The sequence below is a fragment of the Shinella yambaruensis genome (genome assembly GCF_050859155.1).
Lineage (GTDB): Bacteria > Pseudomonadota > Alphaproteobacteria > Rhizobiales > Rhizobiaceae > Shinella > Shinella yambaruensis.
This window is the reverse complement of the sequence record NZ_CP150638.1, coordinates 340,410-357,485: the sequence shown is the minus strand read 5'-3', so window position 1 is coordinate 357,485 and position 17,076 is coordinate 340,410. Positions and strand designations below refer to the sequence as shown.

The 17,076-nt window shown below is 63.5% G+C and carries 21 protein-coding genes; 7 read left to right on the top strand and 14 right to left on the bottom strand.

The genetic code is table 11. From position 1 onward, the window contains the following. Positions 1–51: 51 nt before the first annotated feature. The 6 genes from motA (at position 52) to WMC41_RS01770 (ending at position 5,226) form a co-directional block, all read left to right on the top strand. Positions 52–924, top strand: coding sequence for a flagellar motor stator protein MotA (motA, locus tag WMC41_RS01795; protein WP_244767521.1), 873 nt, complete (start codon positions 52–54; stop codon positions 922–924). Positions 925–927: 3 nt separating this feature from the next. Next, a complete protein-coding gene (locus WMC41_RS01790; RefSeq protein ID WP_432346862.1) occupies positions 928–1,875 on the top strand; it encodes a FliM/FliN family flagellar motor switch protein in 948 nt (315 codons plus the stop codon). Between the two features lie 62 nt (positions 1,876–1,937). Then, positions 1,938–2,516: a flagellar motor switch protein FliN gene (gene fliN, locus WMC41_RS01785; protein WP_244767520.1), complete on the top strand. Its 579-nt coding sequence runs from the start codon at positions 1,938–1,940 to the stop codon at positions 2,514–2,516. Between the two features lie 29 nt (positions 2,517–2,545). Beyond that, positions 2,546–3,586, top strand: coding sequence for a flagellar motor switch protein FliG (fliG, locus tag WMC41_RS01780; protein WP_244767519.1), 1,041 nt, complete (start codon positions 2,546–2,548; stop codon positions 3,584–3,586). Positions 3,587–3,643: 57 nt separating this feature from the next. Further along, positions 3,644–4,777 carry a flagellar biosynthesis protein FlhB gene (flhB, locus tag WMC41_RS01775; protein ID WP_272804404.1) on the top strand — a complete coding sequence of 378 codons (1,134 nt, stop codon included), beginning with the start codon at positions 3,644–3,646 and terminating at the stop codon, positions 4,775–4,777. A 5-nt stretch (positions 4,778–4,782) separates the two neighbouring features. Continuing rightward, the gene (locus tag WMC41_RS01770) at positions 4,783–5,226 is read left to right on the top strand and encodes a hypothetical protein (protein WP_244767517.1); all 444 of its coding nucleotides are present in this window, start codon (positions 4,783–4,785) and stop codon (positions 5,224–5,226) included. 151 nt (positions 5,227–5,377) lie between these two features. On the opposite strand, the gene visR is transcribed toward WMC41_RS01770, so the two are convergent. Further along, positions 5,378–6,121 carry a transcriptional regulator VisR gene (visR, locus tag WMC41_RS01765; RefSeq protein WP_272804403.1) on the bottom strand — a complete coding sequence of 248 codons (744 nt, stop codon included), beginning with the start codon at positions 6,119–6,121 and terminating at the stop codon, positions 5,378–5,380. On the opposite strand from visR, the gene WMC41_RS01760 reads away from it, so the two are divergent. Next, positions 6,120–6,311, top strand: coding sequence for a hypothetical protein (locus WMC41_RS01760; protein ID WP_432346861.1), 192 nt, complete (start codon positions 6,120–6,122; stop codon positions 6,309–6,311). The two genes, visR and WMC41_RS01760, sit on opposite strands and share 2 nt — an antisense overlap. Here WMC41_RS01760 and visN read toward each other — a convergent pair. The 13 genes from visN to WMC41_RS01695 form a co-directional block, all read right to left on the bottom strand. Next, a complete protein-coding gene (gene visN, locus WMC41_RS01755) occupies positions 6,308–7,051 on the bottom strand; it encodes a transcriptional regulator VisN (RefSeq protein WP_432346860.1) in 744 nt (247 codons plus the stop codon). The two genes, WMC41_RS01760 and visN, sit on opposite strands and share 4 nt — an antisense overlap. Positions 7,052–7,358: 307 nt before the next feature. Further along, complete coding sequence (locus WMC41_RS01750; protein ID WP_432346859.1) at positions 7,359–7,544, bottom strand: hypothetical protein; 186 nt, start codon at positions 7,542–7,544, stop codon at positions 7,359–7,361. A gap of 73 nt (positions 7,545–7,617) precedes the next feature. Beyond that, positions 7,618–9,312 carry a flagellar basal-body MS-ring/collar protein FliF gene (gene fliF / locus WMC41_RS01745; protein WP_432346858.1) on the bottom strand — a complete coding sequence of 565 codons (1,695 nt, stop codon included), beginning with the start codon at positions 9,310–9,312 and terminating at the stop codon, positions 7,618–7,620. Positions 9,313–9,591: 279 nt separating this feature from the next. Further along, positions 9,592–10,026 carry an IS200/IS605 family transposase gene (gene tnpA / locus WMC41_RS01740; RefSeq protein WP_432346857.1) on the bottom strand — a complete coding sequence of 145 codons (435 nt, stop codon included), beginning with the start codon at positions 10,024–10,026 and terminating at the stop codon, positions 9,592–9,594. A 169-nt stretch (positions 10,027–10,195) separates the two neighbouring features. Further along, positions 10,196–10,585 carry a chemotaxis protein CheT gene (gene cheT, locus WMC41_RS01735; RefSeq protein WP_244767511.1) on the bottom strand — a complete coding sequence of 130 codons (390 nt, stop codon included), beginning with the start codon at positions 10,583–10,585 and terminating at the stop codon, positions 10,196–10,198. Positions 10,586–10,683: 98 nt separating this feature from the next. Beyond that, on the bottom strand, positions 10,684–11,238 hold the full coding sequence (cheD, locus tag WMC41_RS01730) for a chemoreceptor glutamine deamidase CheD (RefSeq protein WP_244767510.1): 555 nt from the start codon (positions 11,236–11,238) through the stop codon (positions 10,684–10,686). Continuing rightward, positions 11,235–11,624, bottom strand: a complete 390-nt coding sequence (locus tag WMC41_RS01725; protein ID WP_023514236.1) for a response regulator — start codon at positions 11,622–11,624, stop codon at positions 11,235–11,237. Before WMC41_RS01725 ends, cheD begins: the two co-directional genes overlap by 4 nt. Next, a complete protein-coding gene (cheB, locus tag WMC41_RS01720) occupies positions 11,624–12,682 on the bottom strand; it encodes a protein-glutamate O-methylesterase CheB (protein ID WP_432346856.1) in 1,059 nt (352 codons plus the stop codon). The genes WMC41_RS01725 and cheB overlap by 1 nt, the downstream gene beginning before the upstream one ends. Beyond that, positions 12,679–13,584 carry a protein-glutamate O-methyltransferase CheR gene (gene cheR / locus WMC41_RS01715; RefSeq protein WP_432346855.1) on the bottom strand — a complete coding sequence of 302 codons (906 nt, stop codon included), beginning with the start codon at positions 13,582–13,584 and terminating at the stop codon, positions 12,679–12,681. The genes cheB and cheR overlap by 4 nt, the downstream gene beginning before the upstream one ends. After that, positions 13,581–14,048 carry a chemotaxis protein CheW gene (locus WMC41_RS01710; protein WP_244767507.1) on the bottom strand — a complete coding sequence of 156 codons (468 nt, stop codon included), beginning with the start codon at positions 14,046–14,048 and terminating at the stop codon, positions 13,581–13,583. The genes cheR and WMC41_RS01710 overlap by 4 nt, the downstream gene beginning before the upstream one ends. Positions 14,049–14,054: 6 nt before the next feature. After that, positions 14,055–16,325, bottom strand: a complete 2,271-nt coding sequence (locus tag WMC41_RS01705) for a chemotaxis protein CheA (protein WP_432346854.1) — start codon at positions 16,323–16,325, stop codon at positions 14,055–14,057. Positions 16,326–16,350: 25 nt separating this feature from the next. Further along, positions 16,351–16,716, bottom strand: a complete 366-nt coding sequence (gene cheY1, locus WMC41_RS01700; protein WP_024270516.1) for a chemotaxis response regulator CheY1 — start codon at positions 16,714–16,716, stop codon at positions 16,351–16,353. Beyond that, entirely contained in the window at positions 16,713–17,012 is a 300-nt protein-coding gene (locus tag WMC41_RS01695; protein WP_432346853.1) for an STAS domain-containing protein, read from the bottom strand. Before WMC41_RS01695 ends, cheY1 begins: the two co-directional genes overlap by 4 nt. Positions 17,013–17,076: the final 64 nt, after the last annotated feature.

Here is a 17,076-nt window from a genome sequence, read left to right as displayed (position 1 = left end):
CTGGAACCGTATTCCCGGAGCGGTCAGAATTGTGTCGGGACACCTGCGCTCATGAACATCGTTATCGGTCTAATCGTTACCTTCGGCTGCGTCCTTGGCGGCTACATGGCCATGGGCGGGCACCTGGAGGTGCTGAACCAGCCCTTCGAGCTGCTGATCATCGGCGGCGCCGGCATCGGCGGCTTCATTGTCGCCAACACGATGAAGGTGATCAAGGAGACCGGCAAGGCGCTGGGCGAGGCCTTCAAGCACAAGGTTCCGAAGGAGCGCCACTATCTCGATACGCTGGGCGTGCTCTACAGCCTGATGCGGGATCTGCGCACGAAATCGCGCAACGAGATCGAGGCGCATATCGACAACCCGGCCGAATCCGCGATCTTCCAGTCCGCCCCGACGGTGCTCGCCAACAAGGAGCTGACCGCCTTCATCTGCGACTATGTCCGTCTCATCATCATCGGCAATGCCCGCAGCCACGAGATCGAGGCGCTGATGGACGAGGAGATCCAGACGATCACGCGCGACAAGATGAAGCCCTACAACGCGCTCAACACCATGGGCGACGCCTTCCCGGCCATCGGCATCGTCGCGGCCGTTCTTGGGGTCATCAAGGCCATGGGCGCGATCAACGAGAGCCCGGAAATCCTCGGCGGCAAGATCGCCGCCGCCCTCGTCGGCACGCTCCTCGGCGTGTTCCTGTCCTATTCGATCGTCACGCCCATCACCACCAACATCAAGGTCGTGCGCGAGAAGCAGAACCGCCTCTACATCATCGTCAAGCAGACGCTGCTCGCCTACATGAACGGCTCCGTGCCGCAGGTGGCGCTGGAATACGGCCGCAAGACCATCTCCTCCTACGAACGCCCCTCCATCGACGCGGTGGAGCAGGAGATGATGAATCCCGGCGGCGGTTCGAAGGCGGCCTAAGAGATGAAGGAAGCCCGCGTGACCGAAGCCCCTTCCGCCATGGACCCGATCGTGCTCGCCCGCCTCACCGGCCGGCTCGGCGACCAGGCGACGATCTCCAGGCTCTGCGCCAGCCTTGGCGACGTCTTCGCCGAATTCCTGCCGGACATGCTGGAAAGCGAACTCGGCTTCGAGGTCGCGGTCTCCTATGCAGGCTTCTCGACCGGCAGATACGGCCCGCTGGTCGAAGGCCTCGGCGGCGCCATGGCCTGCTGCGATGCGTCGCTGCGCGACTGGTGCGACCGCTTCACGCTGATCTGCGACAGCCCGATGATCATCACGCTCGTCGAGAACATGCTCGGCGCCGTCAGCGATGCGATCGACGATCCGGAGCCGCGCCCGCTCTCCAAGATCGAGCTCGACCTTGCCGCCATGATGTTCGACCGGATCTCCGGCGTGCTGAAGACCGCCGTCATGGGCGCCAACGGCTTCGAGCCGCTGCTTGGCCCGGCGCACAATGCGGAAACCCGCAAGGCGACCGAGGACGGCTCGGACGAGACCTTCGTCGCCATGGTCAACATGGCCGTCGGCATAGGCCCGGTGCTCTCCACCTTCCACGTCATCGTGCCGCAGGCCGTTCTCCTGAAGTCGACCATCACCACGCCGAAACCCGCCAACGCGCCGAAGACCCGCGTCGAGTGGAGCGAGCAGCTCGGCGAGCAGGTCCGTCGCTCCAAGGTCTCCCTCGAGGCGCGCATCCGCCTGGAGGCGCAGACGCTCAACACGATCAGCCGCTTGCAGGCCGGCGACATCATTCCCTTCAACGAAGCGGGGGACGTGCGCGTGGAGGTGAACGCGAACGGCCGCAACCTCTATGTCTGCGAGTTCGGCCGCTCGGGTGCCCGCTACACGGTTCGCGTCAAGGATACGTACGGTTCGGAGGAGGACATCCTCCAGCACCTCATAGGATAGTTTAGGCATGATGCCTGCCTGGCGGCACGCCTCGGGCAAGTTTCGAATGGAATAGTGGTCTTATGGCACCGAAGAAAACACCCATCGCTGACGACATGACGTCTTCCCTCAATGCGGGCGACCAGGAACTGGAGCAGGCGATCGATGACCTGCGCGGCGTTCTTCAGAAAGATTCCTCCGGCAGCTTCGGCGCCGACCTGCCGGCGACCGTCGACAATGATCCGCTTGCCGCCTTCGGCGGCTCGGATTTCGGCGGCGGCGCGGCCACGACGGATTTCGGCGCCGGCGCCGGCTTCGGCGGATCCGATTTCGGCGGCGGCGACTTCAGCGGCGGCAGCGACTTCAGCGCCGAACTCGGCGAGGCCCCGCGGCCCGGCAGCGCGCTCCAGTCCAACCTCGACCTCATCATGGACATCCCGATCGATCTGCAGATCGTCCTGGGCTCCTCGCAGATGCAGGTCTCCAGCCTCATGAACCTTTCCGAGGGCGCAACGATCGCGCTCGACCGCCGCATCGGCGAGCCCGTCGAGGTCATGGTCAACGGCCGCGTCATCGGCCGCGGCGAAATCACCGTCCTTGAAAACGACGACACCCGCTTCGGGGTCAAGCTCATCGAAGTGAAGAGTACACGCAAAGTCTGATACCGGTTGAGGTCTCAGGGGGATGATCCATGATGGATTTCGAAAATTTCGGTACCTCCACGGCGGTCGGCGCGCCGCTGACGCAGGTCGAGAAGGCGGCAGCCGTGCTTCTTGCCATGGGCAAGGGCGTTGCCGGCAAGCTCTTGAAGTATTTCACCCAGAGCGAGCTCCAGGCGATCATCGCCGCCGCGCAGAACCTGCGCGCCATCCCGCCGCATGAACTGATCGAGCTCGTCAACGAGTTCGAGGACCTCTTCACCGAGGGCGCGGGTCTGATGGACAACGCCAAGATGATGGAAGGCATTCTCGAAGAGGGCCTGACGCCGGACGAGGTGGACGGCCTGCTCGGCCGCCGCGCCGCCTTCCAGGCCTACGAGACGACGATCTGGGACCGTCTGCAGGACGCCGACCCGGTCTTCGTGGCAAGGTTCCTGCTCAACGAGCACCCGCAGACCATCGCCTATATCCTCTCCATGATGCCGTCGGCCTTCGGCGCCAAGGTGCTGCTGGAGATCCCGGACGACCACCGCGCCGACATCATCAACCGTACCGTCAACCTGAAGGATGCGAGCCCGAAGGCGACCGCGATCGTCGAGGCACGCGTCATCGAGATGATCAACGCGCTGGATGCCGAGCGCAATTCGATCGGCTCCAACAAGGTCGCCGACCTCATGAACGAACTGGAGAAGTCGCAGGTCGACGAGATGCTCGCCTCGCTCGAAACGGTCTCCACCGAATCGGCCAAGAAGGTCCGCCCGAAGATCTTCCTCTTCGAGGACGTGCTCTACATGCCGCAGAGAAGCCGCGTGTCGCTGTTCAACGATGTCTCGGGCGACATCATCACGGCGGCGCTGCGCGGCGCCTCGATGGAGCTGCGCGAATCGGTCCTCTCGTCGATCGGCGCACGCCAGCGCCGCATGATCGAATCCGACCTTGCGGCCGGCGACCAGGGCGTCAATCCGCGCGAAGTGGCGATCGCCCGCCGCTCGATCACGCAGGAGGCCATCCGCCTGGCCGCGGCCGGGCAAATCCAGTTGAAGGAGAAGGCCGAGGAGCGCGCGGCGGCCTGATCCAGCTTGACACGGTAACGCCACAGGCGGAGCGTATCTGCGGCCCGAATCTCCGGAATGGGGGTTCGGGCCGTTTGTTTTTGGCTGGCGCTGGCCGCCGGGGAGCGCGACGTGTCGGACGACGACAAGGACAGCAAGACAGAACTTCCGACCGAGAAGAAGATCCACGATGCGATGGAGAAGGGCAACACCCCCTTCTCGCGCGAAATCACCATCTTCGCCTCGACGCTCGCGATCTATCTCTTCCTCGTCTTCTTCATGCCGGGGGGCGTTTCCCGCATGAACGAGACGCTGCGCGATTTCTTCGAGCAGCCGGAGGCCTGGAACCTCAAGTCCGGCACCGACGTCATCGCCATCTTCCGCCATCTCGGCTGGGAGGCCGGCGCGCTGCTCCTGCCGATCCTCGCCATGATGATGCTCTTCGGCGTCGCCTCCTCGGTCCTGCAGAACCTGCCGAGCCCGGTGATGGAGCGGGTGCGCCCGCAGATCTCCCGCCTCAACCCGATGAAGGGCCTCGGGCGCCTCTTCGGCAAGCAGGGCCTCGTCGAGTTCGGCAAGTCGCTGATCAAGATCCTCATCGTGTCGCTGGTCGTGGCATTCGCCATGCGCGGCGACTACTTCGCCTCGCTCGACACGATGTTCTCCGAGCCGGCGGCGCTCATCTACATGATGAGCTCGGACGTCAACAAGGTGCTCCTGATCATCCTCTTCGCCACGGCGCTGATCGCCGGCATCGACTTTGCCTGGACGCGCCATCACTGGTTCTCCGAGCTGATGATGACGAAGCAGGAGGTGAAGGAGGAGATGAAGCAGGCGCAGGGCGACCCGATCGTGAAGGCCCGCATGCGCTCGATCCAGCGCGACCGCGCCCGCCGCCGCATGATGACGGCCGTTCCGCGCGCAACGCTGGTCATCGCCAACCCAACCCACTTCGCCGTCGCGCTGCGTTATGTGCGCGAGGAGGGCGATGCGCCGGTCGTCGTCGCCAAGGGGCAGGACCTCGTCGCGCTGAAAATCCGCGAGATCGCCGAGGACAATGGCATACCCGTTTTCGAGGACCCGCCGCTCGCCCGCTCAATGTTTGCGCAAGTCTCGGTGGATAGTGTCATCCCGCCGGTGTTCTACAAAGCCGTGGCGGAGCTGATTCACCGGGTTTACGCAGCCTCGCCCCAGACCAGACGGGTAAACTAGATCCGATGAGAAAATGCACCTACTCCGCCGAGCGCGAGAAGATTGTTGCAGAAGCAATCTGCCCGGTCGCCACTGAGCTTCGTCTGCTCGATGCCGCCGATCTCGTCTCGTTGTTGCGTTTCGAGTGCTACGGCAACCTCGCCGACCTAGTCTCCTCGGCGGCCGAACTCTACTTCCTGCCCGGCACGGTCAATTTCGGCGCCGGCGGCGACTACCGTCTCGACTGGGACACGGAACCGGAAGTGACGCTCGACATGGAGTTGCGCCCGCAGGGCGTGACGGTCTATGCGAAGCTCCTGCTGCAGAAGGACAAGGCGGGTGTCGAAGTCACGCACGTCGCCTTCAACAATCCGTCCGCCGATCCCGACGACAACACGGATTTCCTGCGCAGGAGCCTTGCGGAAGCGAAGTATGTGAAGTCCGGACCGGAGTCGCAGCACGCGCATTGAGCGTTCAGAATATTTCCGCTTTTCCTCGAATTGCGAAAATGCCCTCACCCCACCCTCTGCGTCATCCTCGTCCTTGAGCCGGGGATGACGCAGAGGGTGGGGTGAGTGGGAATTTCATTGGCGGCTCCGGCCGCCTCATCTCGCGTCCTTGTCAGGTAATATACCCGAGCCGGATGGCCTTGGCGATCGCCTGGATGCGGTTGACCGCGTCGAGCTTCGTCGTGGCCGTGCCGAGATAGGCGTTCACGGTGTGGACGGAAAGCCCCATCTGCTCGGCGATCACCTCGGAGATGCAACCGTCGCCGGCCATCTGGAGGCAGGCGATCTCACGCTCGCTGAGCGCTTCGGAGGGCGCCAGCTTGCGTTCCTCACCGGCCAGCATGTCGATGAGCACCTGGCAGCCCTTCATGTGCATGTCGACGATGAGATCGCTGGACGGGGCGATGAAGCTGCCGGTGAAGACGACATACCCATTGCCGTGCGCGCCGAGGCGGATGGGAAAGGCGATGCCCGACCAGGGCAGCAGCCGCGCGGGAAGGCGCATCGTGAAGGGTTCGGCCCCCGATTCGGCGAACTGGTTGTCACCCGCCCCCTCCCAGATCAGCGGAAGCATGGACGCCTCGAGATGGGCCAGCATGGCGGCGCCGTAGGCTTCGAGCAGGGCGCGGGCATTGCCGTCGACGTCCTGCGCCCAGTTGTGCAGCGAAAGCGTCAGCTTGCGGGCTGCCGGCAGGCCGTGCCCGCTGAGGCGCAGCACCGCGAAGTGCTCGGCGCCGATGACCGTCTGCATCACCTGCAGGCGGGACACGAAATCGGACGCCCGTGCTGCTTTCGGCGGCCGCGCGAGCCGGATTTCCGTCTCCAGGGCGGCAGGGGCTGAGAGCTGGATGTCCATGGCAGTTCTCCTGTCTGTTCGTCTTGCGCCGTTCCGGACGCTCGACCGCTCAAGCACTTTGCTGCAATTGCTCCGGCATGGTGTTTCTGCCGCATTGTCCGATGCCGAAGCAGCGCCGCTTCGACGGGCAATGCTCTATCTGTTTATTTTTACGCAAAACCGCTACGCGCTTTTACTGGAATTGCTCTAGACGAGGCTGTTGCGCACGGCCCAGGCGATCGCCTCCGACCGCGTCTTCGTCGCGGTCTTGCGCATCACGCTGGTGATGTAGTTGTTGATCGTGTTGCGCGAGATGCCGAGGATGACGGCGATCTCGTCGCTCGTCTTTCCTTCGGCGATCCAGTAGAGGCACTCGATCTCGCGCTCTGTCAGGTCCATTTCCCGATCCTGCCGCAGGATCGCGCCCTGGCAGCAGACGCTGGCGAAATAACCGGTCATGACGCCCACGTCCCGCAGCTTGCTCTGCGAGAGGATGAAGTGCTCCGGGAAGAGCAGCAGCAGCGACATGCGCACCCGGCCGACATGGAAGGCAATGACGCAATATTCGCGGCTGACGCCCTTCGGCATGGGGATGCCGTCGTCGAGATGATTGAAGCAGGGCTTCAGCAGGCCAAGGCACTTGTCGACCTCGCTCATCCGGGACTGGCTGGCAACGACGGCGCCGGCGATGCTGCGCACCATGTCGAAAGGCCAATCCGAGGCGACGACGGTTTCCATCCCCGCTTCGGGCGAGACGTCGTGGCGGACGAGGAGATAATGGGAGGCGCTGACATAATCGGTCAGCGCCCTCAGGCCGCTGGAGAGGCCGGCGCGATCTGCACAGCGTCCCAGGTGTTGAACCAGAAGTTCACGCGCACTCTTACGCTCACCCGCCTCGGCGGAGAATCCATAGGATTCCCAGGCCGCGACATCCGACCGGATCGTTTCCATGATAGCCCCCTGTTCCGATTCCGAACGGCGGTCCATGCCTCCTTCCCGCCAAGCGTTCGGAACCGTCCGAACCCTTCCCGGTCAGGCCGCATCGGCAAGAATCACCAAGCGAATCAGTAACTAAAGTGTACATCGGCTATCGCTAAAAACCACCGCCATCTTCTCGGGATTTACTTTTGCCGGCTTCTGTGAGTCGGCCTGTGCAGGGTGATTTGCTTGCCGGCCGCCGACGCGAAACGACAGGTTAAGCCATTGTTAACCATGAATTATTGCCGACTTGGTGTCGGTGCGGCCGCAAAAGACACTGCTAATTCGTGGAAAAATTGTGAGCCTTGGCCGCCTCACTCAACCGCAGCGGCGATAAAATTTTTTCACCGATCACGGGCCCGTGAACGCGCGCACCGGCAGCCGGGATGCGAATACGACGAAATTTCTTCAAACGGGCCGAACGAGCGTTGCCGAAAAGCGACAGGCAGAAGTCAAAAACGGACATCGCATTTTTTCCGCGCAAACGAAAACGCGGCCGGTTCCGGCCGCGTCGCTGACTTTCTCCGGGTGTTGCGCGGTCAGGCGGCTTCCTTTTCGGCCGACCATTTGCGCAGGATCTTCGCAGCGCGTTCCTCGCTGATCTCGACCATGCGGCCAAGGCGACGTTCCGGGCCCTCCTTGACGCGGCGGTTGAAGCCACCCTCGCCATCGTCGCCCGCATTGAGCAGGTCGTCCGTGCTGTCGAAGCCGAAATCCGCGCCGAAGCCGTCCATGAGGGTGGCACCGGGGCCGCCGACGCCGGCGGCAGGCGAGAAGTCGGGCAGTTCGAGGCCTGCCATGTCGCTTTCGAGCGCATTGGCGGAGGCGCCGCCGCCGGTAACCGAGCGAACCGCCGGGCGAAGGCCGAACCAGACCACCACGAAGGCGACGCCGAGGAAGGCGAGGGCATTGATGATGCCGCCGAGATTGCGCGTCAGCACCTCCATCACGCCCGGACCTGCCACCGCCTCGTCGAGAAGCTGATGGTCGAGGAATTCCATCGCGGTGATGGTGGCGACGTCGCCGCGCTCGCTGTTGAGGCCGGCGGCGGACGAGACGATCTTCTGCATCTCGGCGATATAGGCGTCGACCTTTGCCTGGTCCGCCGGCTCGCCGACCATGGCCGCCACGCGGGCGCGGTTGACCACAACGGCGACCGACAGCTTCTCCACCGTGTAACTGTTGCGCATGGTGGCGACGGTCTTGCTGTTGATCTCGTAGTTGGTCTGCTCTTCCTTCTTGTCGGCCTCGTCGCTCGACTGCGGCCCGTTGGCCTGGCCTTCCGGGCCGCCCTGCGGGATGTTCTGCTCGACGGTCGCCGCCTTGTTGTCGGCCTGCTGCTGCGACTTCTGGCTTTCGCGCGTCACGCGGATCGAGCGCTCGACGCGCGATTCCGGGTCGTAGACCGTCTCCTGGATCTGCTGGGTATCCATGTTAAGCGCGGCGGTGACGCTGGCGCGGAAATTCTCCATGCCGAGGAAGGGCGCGAGCGCCTTTTCGATATTGCGCTCCACTTCGCCCTGGACGGTCTGCACGGCCGTCAGCGAGCGGTTGATCGCACCGTTCTCGGCATCATCGCCGGACGCAAGCAGCTGGCCGGCGGAATCGAGGATCGTGACGCCATCGACCTCGAGGCCGGGAACAGAGGCGGCGACGAGGTGGCGGATCGCGGCGGCCGATTCACGGCCGGCCTGCGCGCTCGCGCGAATCATGACGGAAGCGGTCGGCACCTGTTCGGCTTTGCGGAAATTGCCGCGTTCCGGCATGACGATATGCACGCGGGCGGCAGCGATGCCGCTGATCTGCTGGATGGTGCGGGCGATCTCGCCCTCGAGCGCCCGGACGCGCGTCACCTCCTGCATGAAGGAGGTAAGGCCGAGCGAGCCGACCTTGTCGAAAAGTTCGTAGCCCGAATTCGCACTGCTCGGCAGGCCGCGCTCGGCGAGATAGAGCCGCGCCTTGCCCGTCTGGCCGACCGGGACCTCGATGCTCGATCCGTCCGTGCCGGTGTTGAAATCGATGTTGGCCTCGGCGAGCGCCAGGCTGATCTGGTTCACGTCGGTCTTCTCCAGACCGACATAGAGCGTCTCGTAAGCGGGTTTGTTGACCATGATCCCTGCGGCAAGCACGAGACCGATCGAAACGACGGCGGCGCCGGCCAGCATCGCGAGTTTCGCCTGCCCCAGCGAAGCCAGGTTCTTGTAGACTTTCGTCAACTGTTCCAACAGATTCATTCTGTTCCCGTACGGACTAGTCGCCTGGACTCCGGCCTACCATGCCGGCGCGATCAGACGCATTTTCAATCTCGTGGAACGGGACCGGCACATTTCCGCACGCACCGACCTGCCCCATGGAATACGCGGATCTGACTGATCCGGGCTGGAGACTAGACCGTGAAACTTGCGCGAGCATTTCGTTGCCGCGCGCGCGGCAAAAGCAGCAGTCATGACCTCCACCGGAGGTGGAGGTTTGAAACGCTGCGCTTGAACCGCTAGAAGCGGTTTTGCTATCAGTTAGTAGCTGCGATTAAAGAGGTCGGCAAAGTCGGAAGCTTTGTCGACCTTTTCTTGATTACGGATATAACGTCTGACGACCTGCTCATCGTGCCCAGCCGTAGACACGAAGTACCCTCGCGCCCAAAAGTGATACCCCTTGTAGCGCCGTTTGCGCGCGTATTTGTTGGCAATATAGAGCGCTGTCTTGCCCTTCAAAAAGCCAACTACGTGCGCAACAGAATACTTCGGCGGGATCGAGATCAGCATATGCACATGGTCGGGCATAAGGTGCCCTTCATGAATCTCACATTCCTTTTGTCGAGCAAGCCTATGCAAAAGCTCACCCAGTTCACGACGCACGTCCCCGTACAGGCGCTTCGTGCGGTACTTGCTCGCGAAAACTACATGATATTTGCAGTCCCACGTCGCGTGTGATTGCGATCGTTCTTCCATCAAACCTCCGTTTAACGTCTCGGCCAATCTAACGGTCCAAGCCGGAGGTCTCTCCACTACGATGTAAAACTCGCCCAGTCCTCCACCGTAGGTGGAGGTTTACTTCCTTCATAACGAAAGACGGCGCCGGGAAGGCGCCGCCGAACAGGTTGATTACACTTGGAATTTCCTAAAAGGCCTCGAAATCGCCGGCTGCCTTGCCGAGCGGCTGGGAGTGGCCATGACGCATCCCGTTGCCCAGCGCCTTCTGCATGTCCGCGAGTTTCACCAGATTGAGCGCCGTCGTGACATCGACGATCCAGTTGTCGGGAATGCTTGCGGTGATGGTGTCGATGAACTCGGCGAGCCCTCGCGTCTTCTGCACGGCAAGATCGATGCCCTGGAGCACCATCATGCGTTCGGCGGCATCCAGCACGGCATCGCCGTGAACGCCGGCAAGCTGCGGTTCGATGCGCTCGATCAGATAGGCGACATCGTGCAGTTCGGACACGATCCGCATCAGGACATCCGGAAGGGCTTCCTCCATGGCAGTGGCTGCACTCAGATACTCGGCTTGCATGGGTTACCCTCTTCCCCGTACGGGGCCGGCGGACCCGATGTCGCAACCGGCAACGTACATACGCTTTTACTTCTGCTTCCTTGCGGCGCAACGCCCGCTCAGAAGAATTCGATCGAGCTTTCGACGGGCTTGGCGGCGGGTGCGGGCCGCTGTTCCAGCGCCACCGTCTTCTGCGTCTCGACGCCCGTCAGCGCATATTGCCGGGCCCGGCCGCTCGACGGCCAGTATTCCAGCTTGCGGCCATGCTCGCCGCCGGTGCTCTCGCCGACGACCTTGATGCCTTCGTCCATCAGGAACTGCCGCGCGAAGCGCGCGTTCTGCTCGCCGACATTGGAGAAGCGCGCGATCGTCCTGGCACCGCCGAAGATCTTCGCCTCCAGCCGGTCGCGCCGCGCGCCCTGCTTCAGTAGGCCGTTGATCAGAAGCTCCATCAGATGCACGCCGTAGCGCGTGGCGTCGCCGCCCGAGGCCATGGCCTCGGCCGAGCCCGGCAGCAAGAAGTGGTTCATGCCGCCGACGCCAATGACCGGGTCGCGCATGCAGGCGGCCACGCACGAGCCGAGAATGGTGGTGAGCACCACGCTCGGATCGTTGAAGACCTTGTATTCGCCCTGAATGACATGGACGCGGCGCGCCCCGGCGTCTGAGATCATTTCAATGCCCCGAACACGGCTTCGATGGCCGCCTTCATCTTCTCGATGGTGAACGGCTTGGCGAGAACGTTGTTCGCGCCCAGCGCCGCCGCCTTCTGCACCAGCGCGCGGTCGCCCTGCGCCGTCAGGATGATGAAGGCCGCCTTCTTGGTGGTGGGGTTGGACCGCACCGCCTGGAGGAACTCGATGCCGTCCATCTTCGGCATGTTGAAATCGGAGATGACGAGGTGGTGCGGCTGCTGGGACATGATGGCCATGCCCTGCGCGCCGTCGCCGGCCGCCGTGATCTGCTTGAAGCCGAGCTGCTGCAGGGCATCGCCCAGCAAGAGGCGGCTCGTCACCTGATCGTCGACGATGAGGACTTTGATTTTTTCAGCGATAGACATTATTCGCTCCCTTCTCTACGGGCCGCAGTGATTTTCAAGATTTCCTCCCCGATGGAGGAGAGCGGAAACTGGTGTTCTACGGCGCCAAGCTCGAAAGCCACTCTCGGCATTCCATATACGACGCAGGTTTTCTCGTTCTGACCGATGGTCCGCGCCCCTGCGTGACGCATTTTCAACAGGCCGCTCGCCCCGTCCCGCCCCATGCCGGTGAGGATGACGCCGACGGCGTTCCGGCCGGCAAGCTCGGCCACCGAATCGAACAGCACATCCACCGACGGGCGATGGCCGTTGACCGGATCCCGCTCGACCAGCCGGCAGCAGGGCGCATGCGAGTTGGATATCTGAAGATGGCGTTCGCCGCCGGGGGCCAGGTAGATCTTGCCGATCTCGAGCCGCGCGCCGTCCGTCGCCTCCTGCACCACAGGGGCGCAGAGCCGGTTCAGCCGGTCGGCGAAGCTCTTGGTGAAGGTCGGCGGCATGTGCTGCGTGATGACCGTCGGCGGGCAGTTGACCGGGAATTTCTGCAGGACCGCGATCAGCGCCTCCACGCCCCCCGTCGAGGCGCCGATGGCGATCACCCGGCGGCCGGGCCTGTAGGTGGCGGCCGGATTGACGTTGGCCGCGGTCGGCGCCAGCGGCGGCACGTCCGTGCGGAGCTGGCGGCGCTGCGATCTGGCGGCGGCCTTCACTTTCTCCGCGAGGTCGCCAAACGGGCGGGCATCGCCCGGCTGCGGTTTTCCCACGCAATCGAAGGCGCCGATCTCCAGCGCCATCAGCGAGGCTTCCGCGCCGCGGTGCGTCAGCGTCGAGACCATGATGACCGGCATCGGCCTCAGCTTCATGATCTTGTCGAGGAATTCGAGCCCGTTCATGTTCGGCATCTCGATATCCAGCGTCACGACGTCGGGATTGAGCTGCTTGATCGCGTTGCGGGCTTCCATGGCGTCGCCGGCCTGCCCGATGACATTGACGTCCGGGTCGGCGTTGAGCACGGCCGTGATCAGGCCGCGCATGGTCGGCGAATCATCGACGACGAGTACGCGCGCGGGTGCCATCATGCGCTCCTCCTGTGCTTGCCGGTGTAGCGGTAGGTTGTGATGCCGATATTGTCGAACTGGTTCTTCGCCTCGCCCGAGACGCGCTCGGAATGGCCGATATAGAGGTGGCCGTTGTCGCCCAGCATGCCGGCGAAGCGCGACCAGATCTTCATCTGCGTCGGCTCGTCGAAGTAGATGACGACGTTGCGGCAGAAGATGACGTCGAACGGCCCCTTGAACGGCCATTGCGCCATCAGGTTCAGTTCGTTGAAGGTGATGAGCCGTTTCACCCGGTCGTCGATCTGCCATTTCTGCCGCCCGCCCGCATCCGTCTCCCGGAAGAACTGCTTGCGCATGGCGGGGCTGACCGTTTCGAGTGCATTGGCGTCGTAGGCGCCGGCGCGGGCGACGGCGAGGATCTTCGGGTCGATGTCGGTCGCGAGAATCCGGAAGTCGTAGTCGGCGACGTTCGGCATCAGCGAGAGCACGGTAAGCGCGACCGAATAGGGCTCCTGGCCATCCGAACAGGCGGCCGACCAGATGCGCACGCGGCCGCCGTTGCGGGCGCGGGCGAGAAGCTCCGGCAGGACCTCGTTCTTCAGGTGCTCGAAATGATGGTTCTCGCGGAAGAAACGCGTGAAGTTCGTCGTCAGGTGCGACAGCATCTCCTTGCGCGCCGATGCGCCGGCCGGCGAGGAAACCAGCGCGCAATATTCCTTGAAGCCCTTCAGGCCGAGCTGGCGAATGTGCTTCGACAGGCGCGAATAGACCAGCGAGGCCTTGGTCTCGTTGAGGTAGATGCCGGCATCCGCATAGATCATCGCCGCAATCTCGGAGAGATCCTTGCGCGTCAGCGGATATTCGCCGCTCGCCAGGCACTCGTCGGGCGGCTGCCGCGTGTCGATGGCCGAAGAATAGGTCATGCGGCTTCGCTTTCGGTATGCGGGAACAGGGAATCGAGCTCGATGAGGCAGATCATGCGCCCCTCGATGGCGAGGATGCCGCGGGCATAGGCTTTCTCCGTCTCGTTGGCGATGTCCGGGGTCGGCTGGATGTTTTCATTCGTCACGGTCAGGATGTCGGAGACCGCATCCACCAGCAGGCCCACCACCTTCGGCCCGACCTGGGCGACGATGATGACATGGCGCACGGTCGGTTCGGCCGGCTTCATGCCGAGGCGCAGCGACAGGTCGACGATCGGCAGCACGGCGCCGCGCAGGTTGATGACGCCAAGCACATAGGGCGGCGCGTGCGGCATCGACGTCGCCGGGGTCCATCCACGGATCTCCCGGACCGACATGATGTTCACACAGAACTCCTGCTCGCCGATCCTAAAGGCGATCAGTTCACGTCCGTGCGTGAGATTCTTTACCGCATACGTCGTCATGGCTTCTTAACCGGTGGCAGCAAGCGAGATGTCTTGTTTCAGGGACTGGCCGCGCGAAGCGGCGACCACCGCATCGACGTCCAGGATGAGGGCGACGCGGCCATCACCGAGAATGGTCGCCGCGGCGATGCCGGGCACGTGGGTATAGTTCGCTTCCAGGCTCTTGATGACGACCTGGCGCTGGCCCTGGATGGCATCGACCATGAGGGCGCGCTGGCCGCCGCCTTCCGATTCGACGAGCAGCGCGACGCCCTCGATCGGATTGGCCTGGGTGGCGCGGAAATTGAGGATCCGGCCGACATCCACCAGCGGGCAGAAGGAGTTGCGGATCGAGATGAGCCGCTGCGAGGCGCCGAAGGAATGGATGGCCGAGGCTTCCGGCTGCAGCGTCTCGACGATGGCCGTCAGCGGCACGACGAGCGTCTGGCCGGCGACCGTGACCACCATGCCGTCGAGCACGGCAAGGGTGAGCGGCAGGCTCATGGTGAAGACGGAGCCCTGCCCCGGCTTCGAGGAAATCGAGATGCGGCCGCCGAGCGCCTGGATGGAGCGCTTGACGACGTCCATGCCGACGCCGCGGCCGGACAGGTCCGACACCTTGTCGGCGGTGGAGAAGCCGGCGTGGAAGATCAGGTTGTCGATTTCCTCGTCCGAGAGGTTCGCGTCCGCCGCGATGAGGTCGTTGTCGATCGCCTTCTGGCGCACCTTCTCGCGGTTGATGCCGGCGCCGTCGTCGGCCAGCTCGATGACGATGCGGCCCGAGCGGTGCTTCGCCGTGAGGCGGACCGTGCCTTCCGGGTTCTTGCCGAGGGCTTCGCGCTTCTCCGGCATTTCCAGGCCATGGTCGACCGCATTGCGGATCATGTGCGTCAGCGGCTCGGCGAGCTTGTCGATGACGGTCTTGTCGACTTCGGTGTTCTCGCCTTCCGTGATGAGGCGGACCGACTTGCCGGTGATGTCGGCGATTTCGCGGACGGTGCGGGCCATGCGCTGGAAGACCGGCTTCACCGGCTGCGCGCGGATCGCCATCACCGAATCCTGGATCTCGCGGGTGAGCTGCTGCAGCTCCTCCAGGCCCATATTGATGGAGGACGTGCCGTTCGTATCGTTCTCGACGACGCTCTGCGAGAGCATCGCCTGGTTGATCACCAACTCGCCGACAAGGTTGATCAGGCGATCGACGCGGTCGAGATCGACGCGGATCGTCTGTCCGGCGGCGGTCTGGCTGGCCTGGGCGGCGCTGGCGGCCGAAGCGGCGGCCTTGGCATTCTCGGCGGCGCGGCCGGCGGCCTGGGAAACCTTGGTGGCGGTTTCGGCGGCAGCGACGGCAGCGGCGGCATCGCTTTCAACGACCGCCGGCTCGTCTTCCCCGCCGGCGGCGGAACCGCTTTCGTCGAGCATCGACAGGTCGAACGGCACGGGCTGCATCGGCAGTTCCTCGTCGTCCGTCACTTCGCCGACGACGTCCTCCTCGATGGTGCGGATGTCGAGATCGCAATCCCACTCGGCGAATTCGAAGACGGAGCGCACGCCGTCCTCGCCCTTGTCGGTGGTGACCGAGATCTTCCAGGAGAAATAGGCTTCCTCCGGGTCCATCTTGTCGAGCGGTGGCAGGCTGTCCATGTCGCAATAGACGCTCATCTCGCCGAGACGCGAGACGTCGCGCAGGAGGAGCACCGCCTCGTTGCCCTTGGCGTAGAGATCCTTCTTCGGCTTGAAGTCGATCTGGACGGTCGGCACATAGTGGCCGGCCGGCTCCTCGTCGAAATCGCCGAAGGAGAAGGGGATCGGCTGGAAGCCTTCATCGTTGACCGGCGGCTTCTCGATCACCGGCGCCGGCGCGGCCGCCTTGGGAGCGGGCTTTGGCGCGGGCGCCTCGGCGGCGGCCGGCACCTCGCCGTGGGCGAGTGCTTCCAGCTCGCGGATGAGGGTGCGGCTGCGGCCCTCGTCGACGCTGCCACCGTCGCGCGCCGCATTGGTCAGGTCCGCCAGAACGTCGGCGGATTTCAGCATGACCTTGAGGACGTCCTGGGTGGGCTCCAGCTTGTTGGATCGAACGCAATCCAGTGTCGTCTCGAACACATGGGCGAAGGAGACGAGATCGTCGAGGCCGAAGGCACCGGCACCGCCCTTGATCGAGTGCACGGCGCGGAACACGGCATTGACCGTTTCCGGGTCGCGATCACCGTCGTTCAGCTTCAAGAGACCGGATTCCAGTTCGGCGAGCTGCTCCTCGCACTCCTGGAAGAAGATCTCCTTGATTTCGTTCATATCCATCGGGAGTAATCCTGGACTAGTGATTTTAGGCGGTTACGCGCTCGATTGCATCGATCAGCTTGGTCGGATCGAAAGGCTTGACGATCCAGCCCGTCGCGCCGGCCTGGCGGGCGCGGTTCTTCTTCTCCGCGTCGCTTTCGGTCGTCAGCACGAGGATCGGGATCGCCCGGTACTTCTCGTTGCGGCGCACGCCCTCGATGAAGCCGAAACCGTCGAGGCGCGGCATGTTGATGTCGGTGACGATGACGTCCGGGTTGGCGTTTTCCAGAACTTCCAGCCCTTCCACGCCGTCTTCGGCCTGGATGGTCTCGAAGCCCGCATTGTTGAGCGTGACCAGAAGCATGTTCCGGATGGTCCGGGAATCATCCACGGTCAGGACCTTTTTCTTCATTGCCTAGCCTCCTGTGCCAGCAAGTGATCAATATTCACACCGATAAGTTGCATTGTCTTCATGAAAGGATCGGAAACCTTGCCGAAGGTGAAAGGCTGCTTGTCCTCTTCCCAGCTCCTGGCACCGGCCATCAGCACCTGGGCGCAGAGCGCGCCGACCCGTTCGACCGCCGAGGCGTCGATGACGAGCGGGTTGCCCTTGAGACCCATGAGCTGCTTGTGCAGGACCGTCGCCTCGTTGAGATCGAGAACGGGGGCAAGGCTTAAATCTTTCTGAGCGGCTTTCTTGCTCGCCATTACCGTGTTCCTTGTTTGAAACCGTGTCTGCGTCTGTCCAAAATCGCCGTCCCGCCCGTCGGAG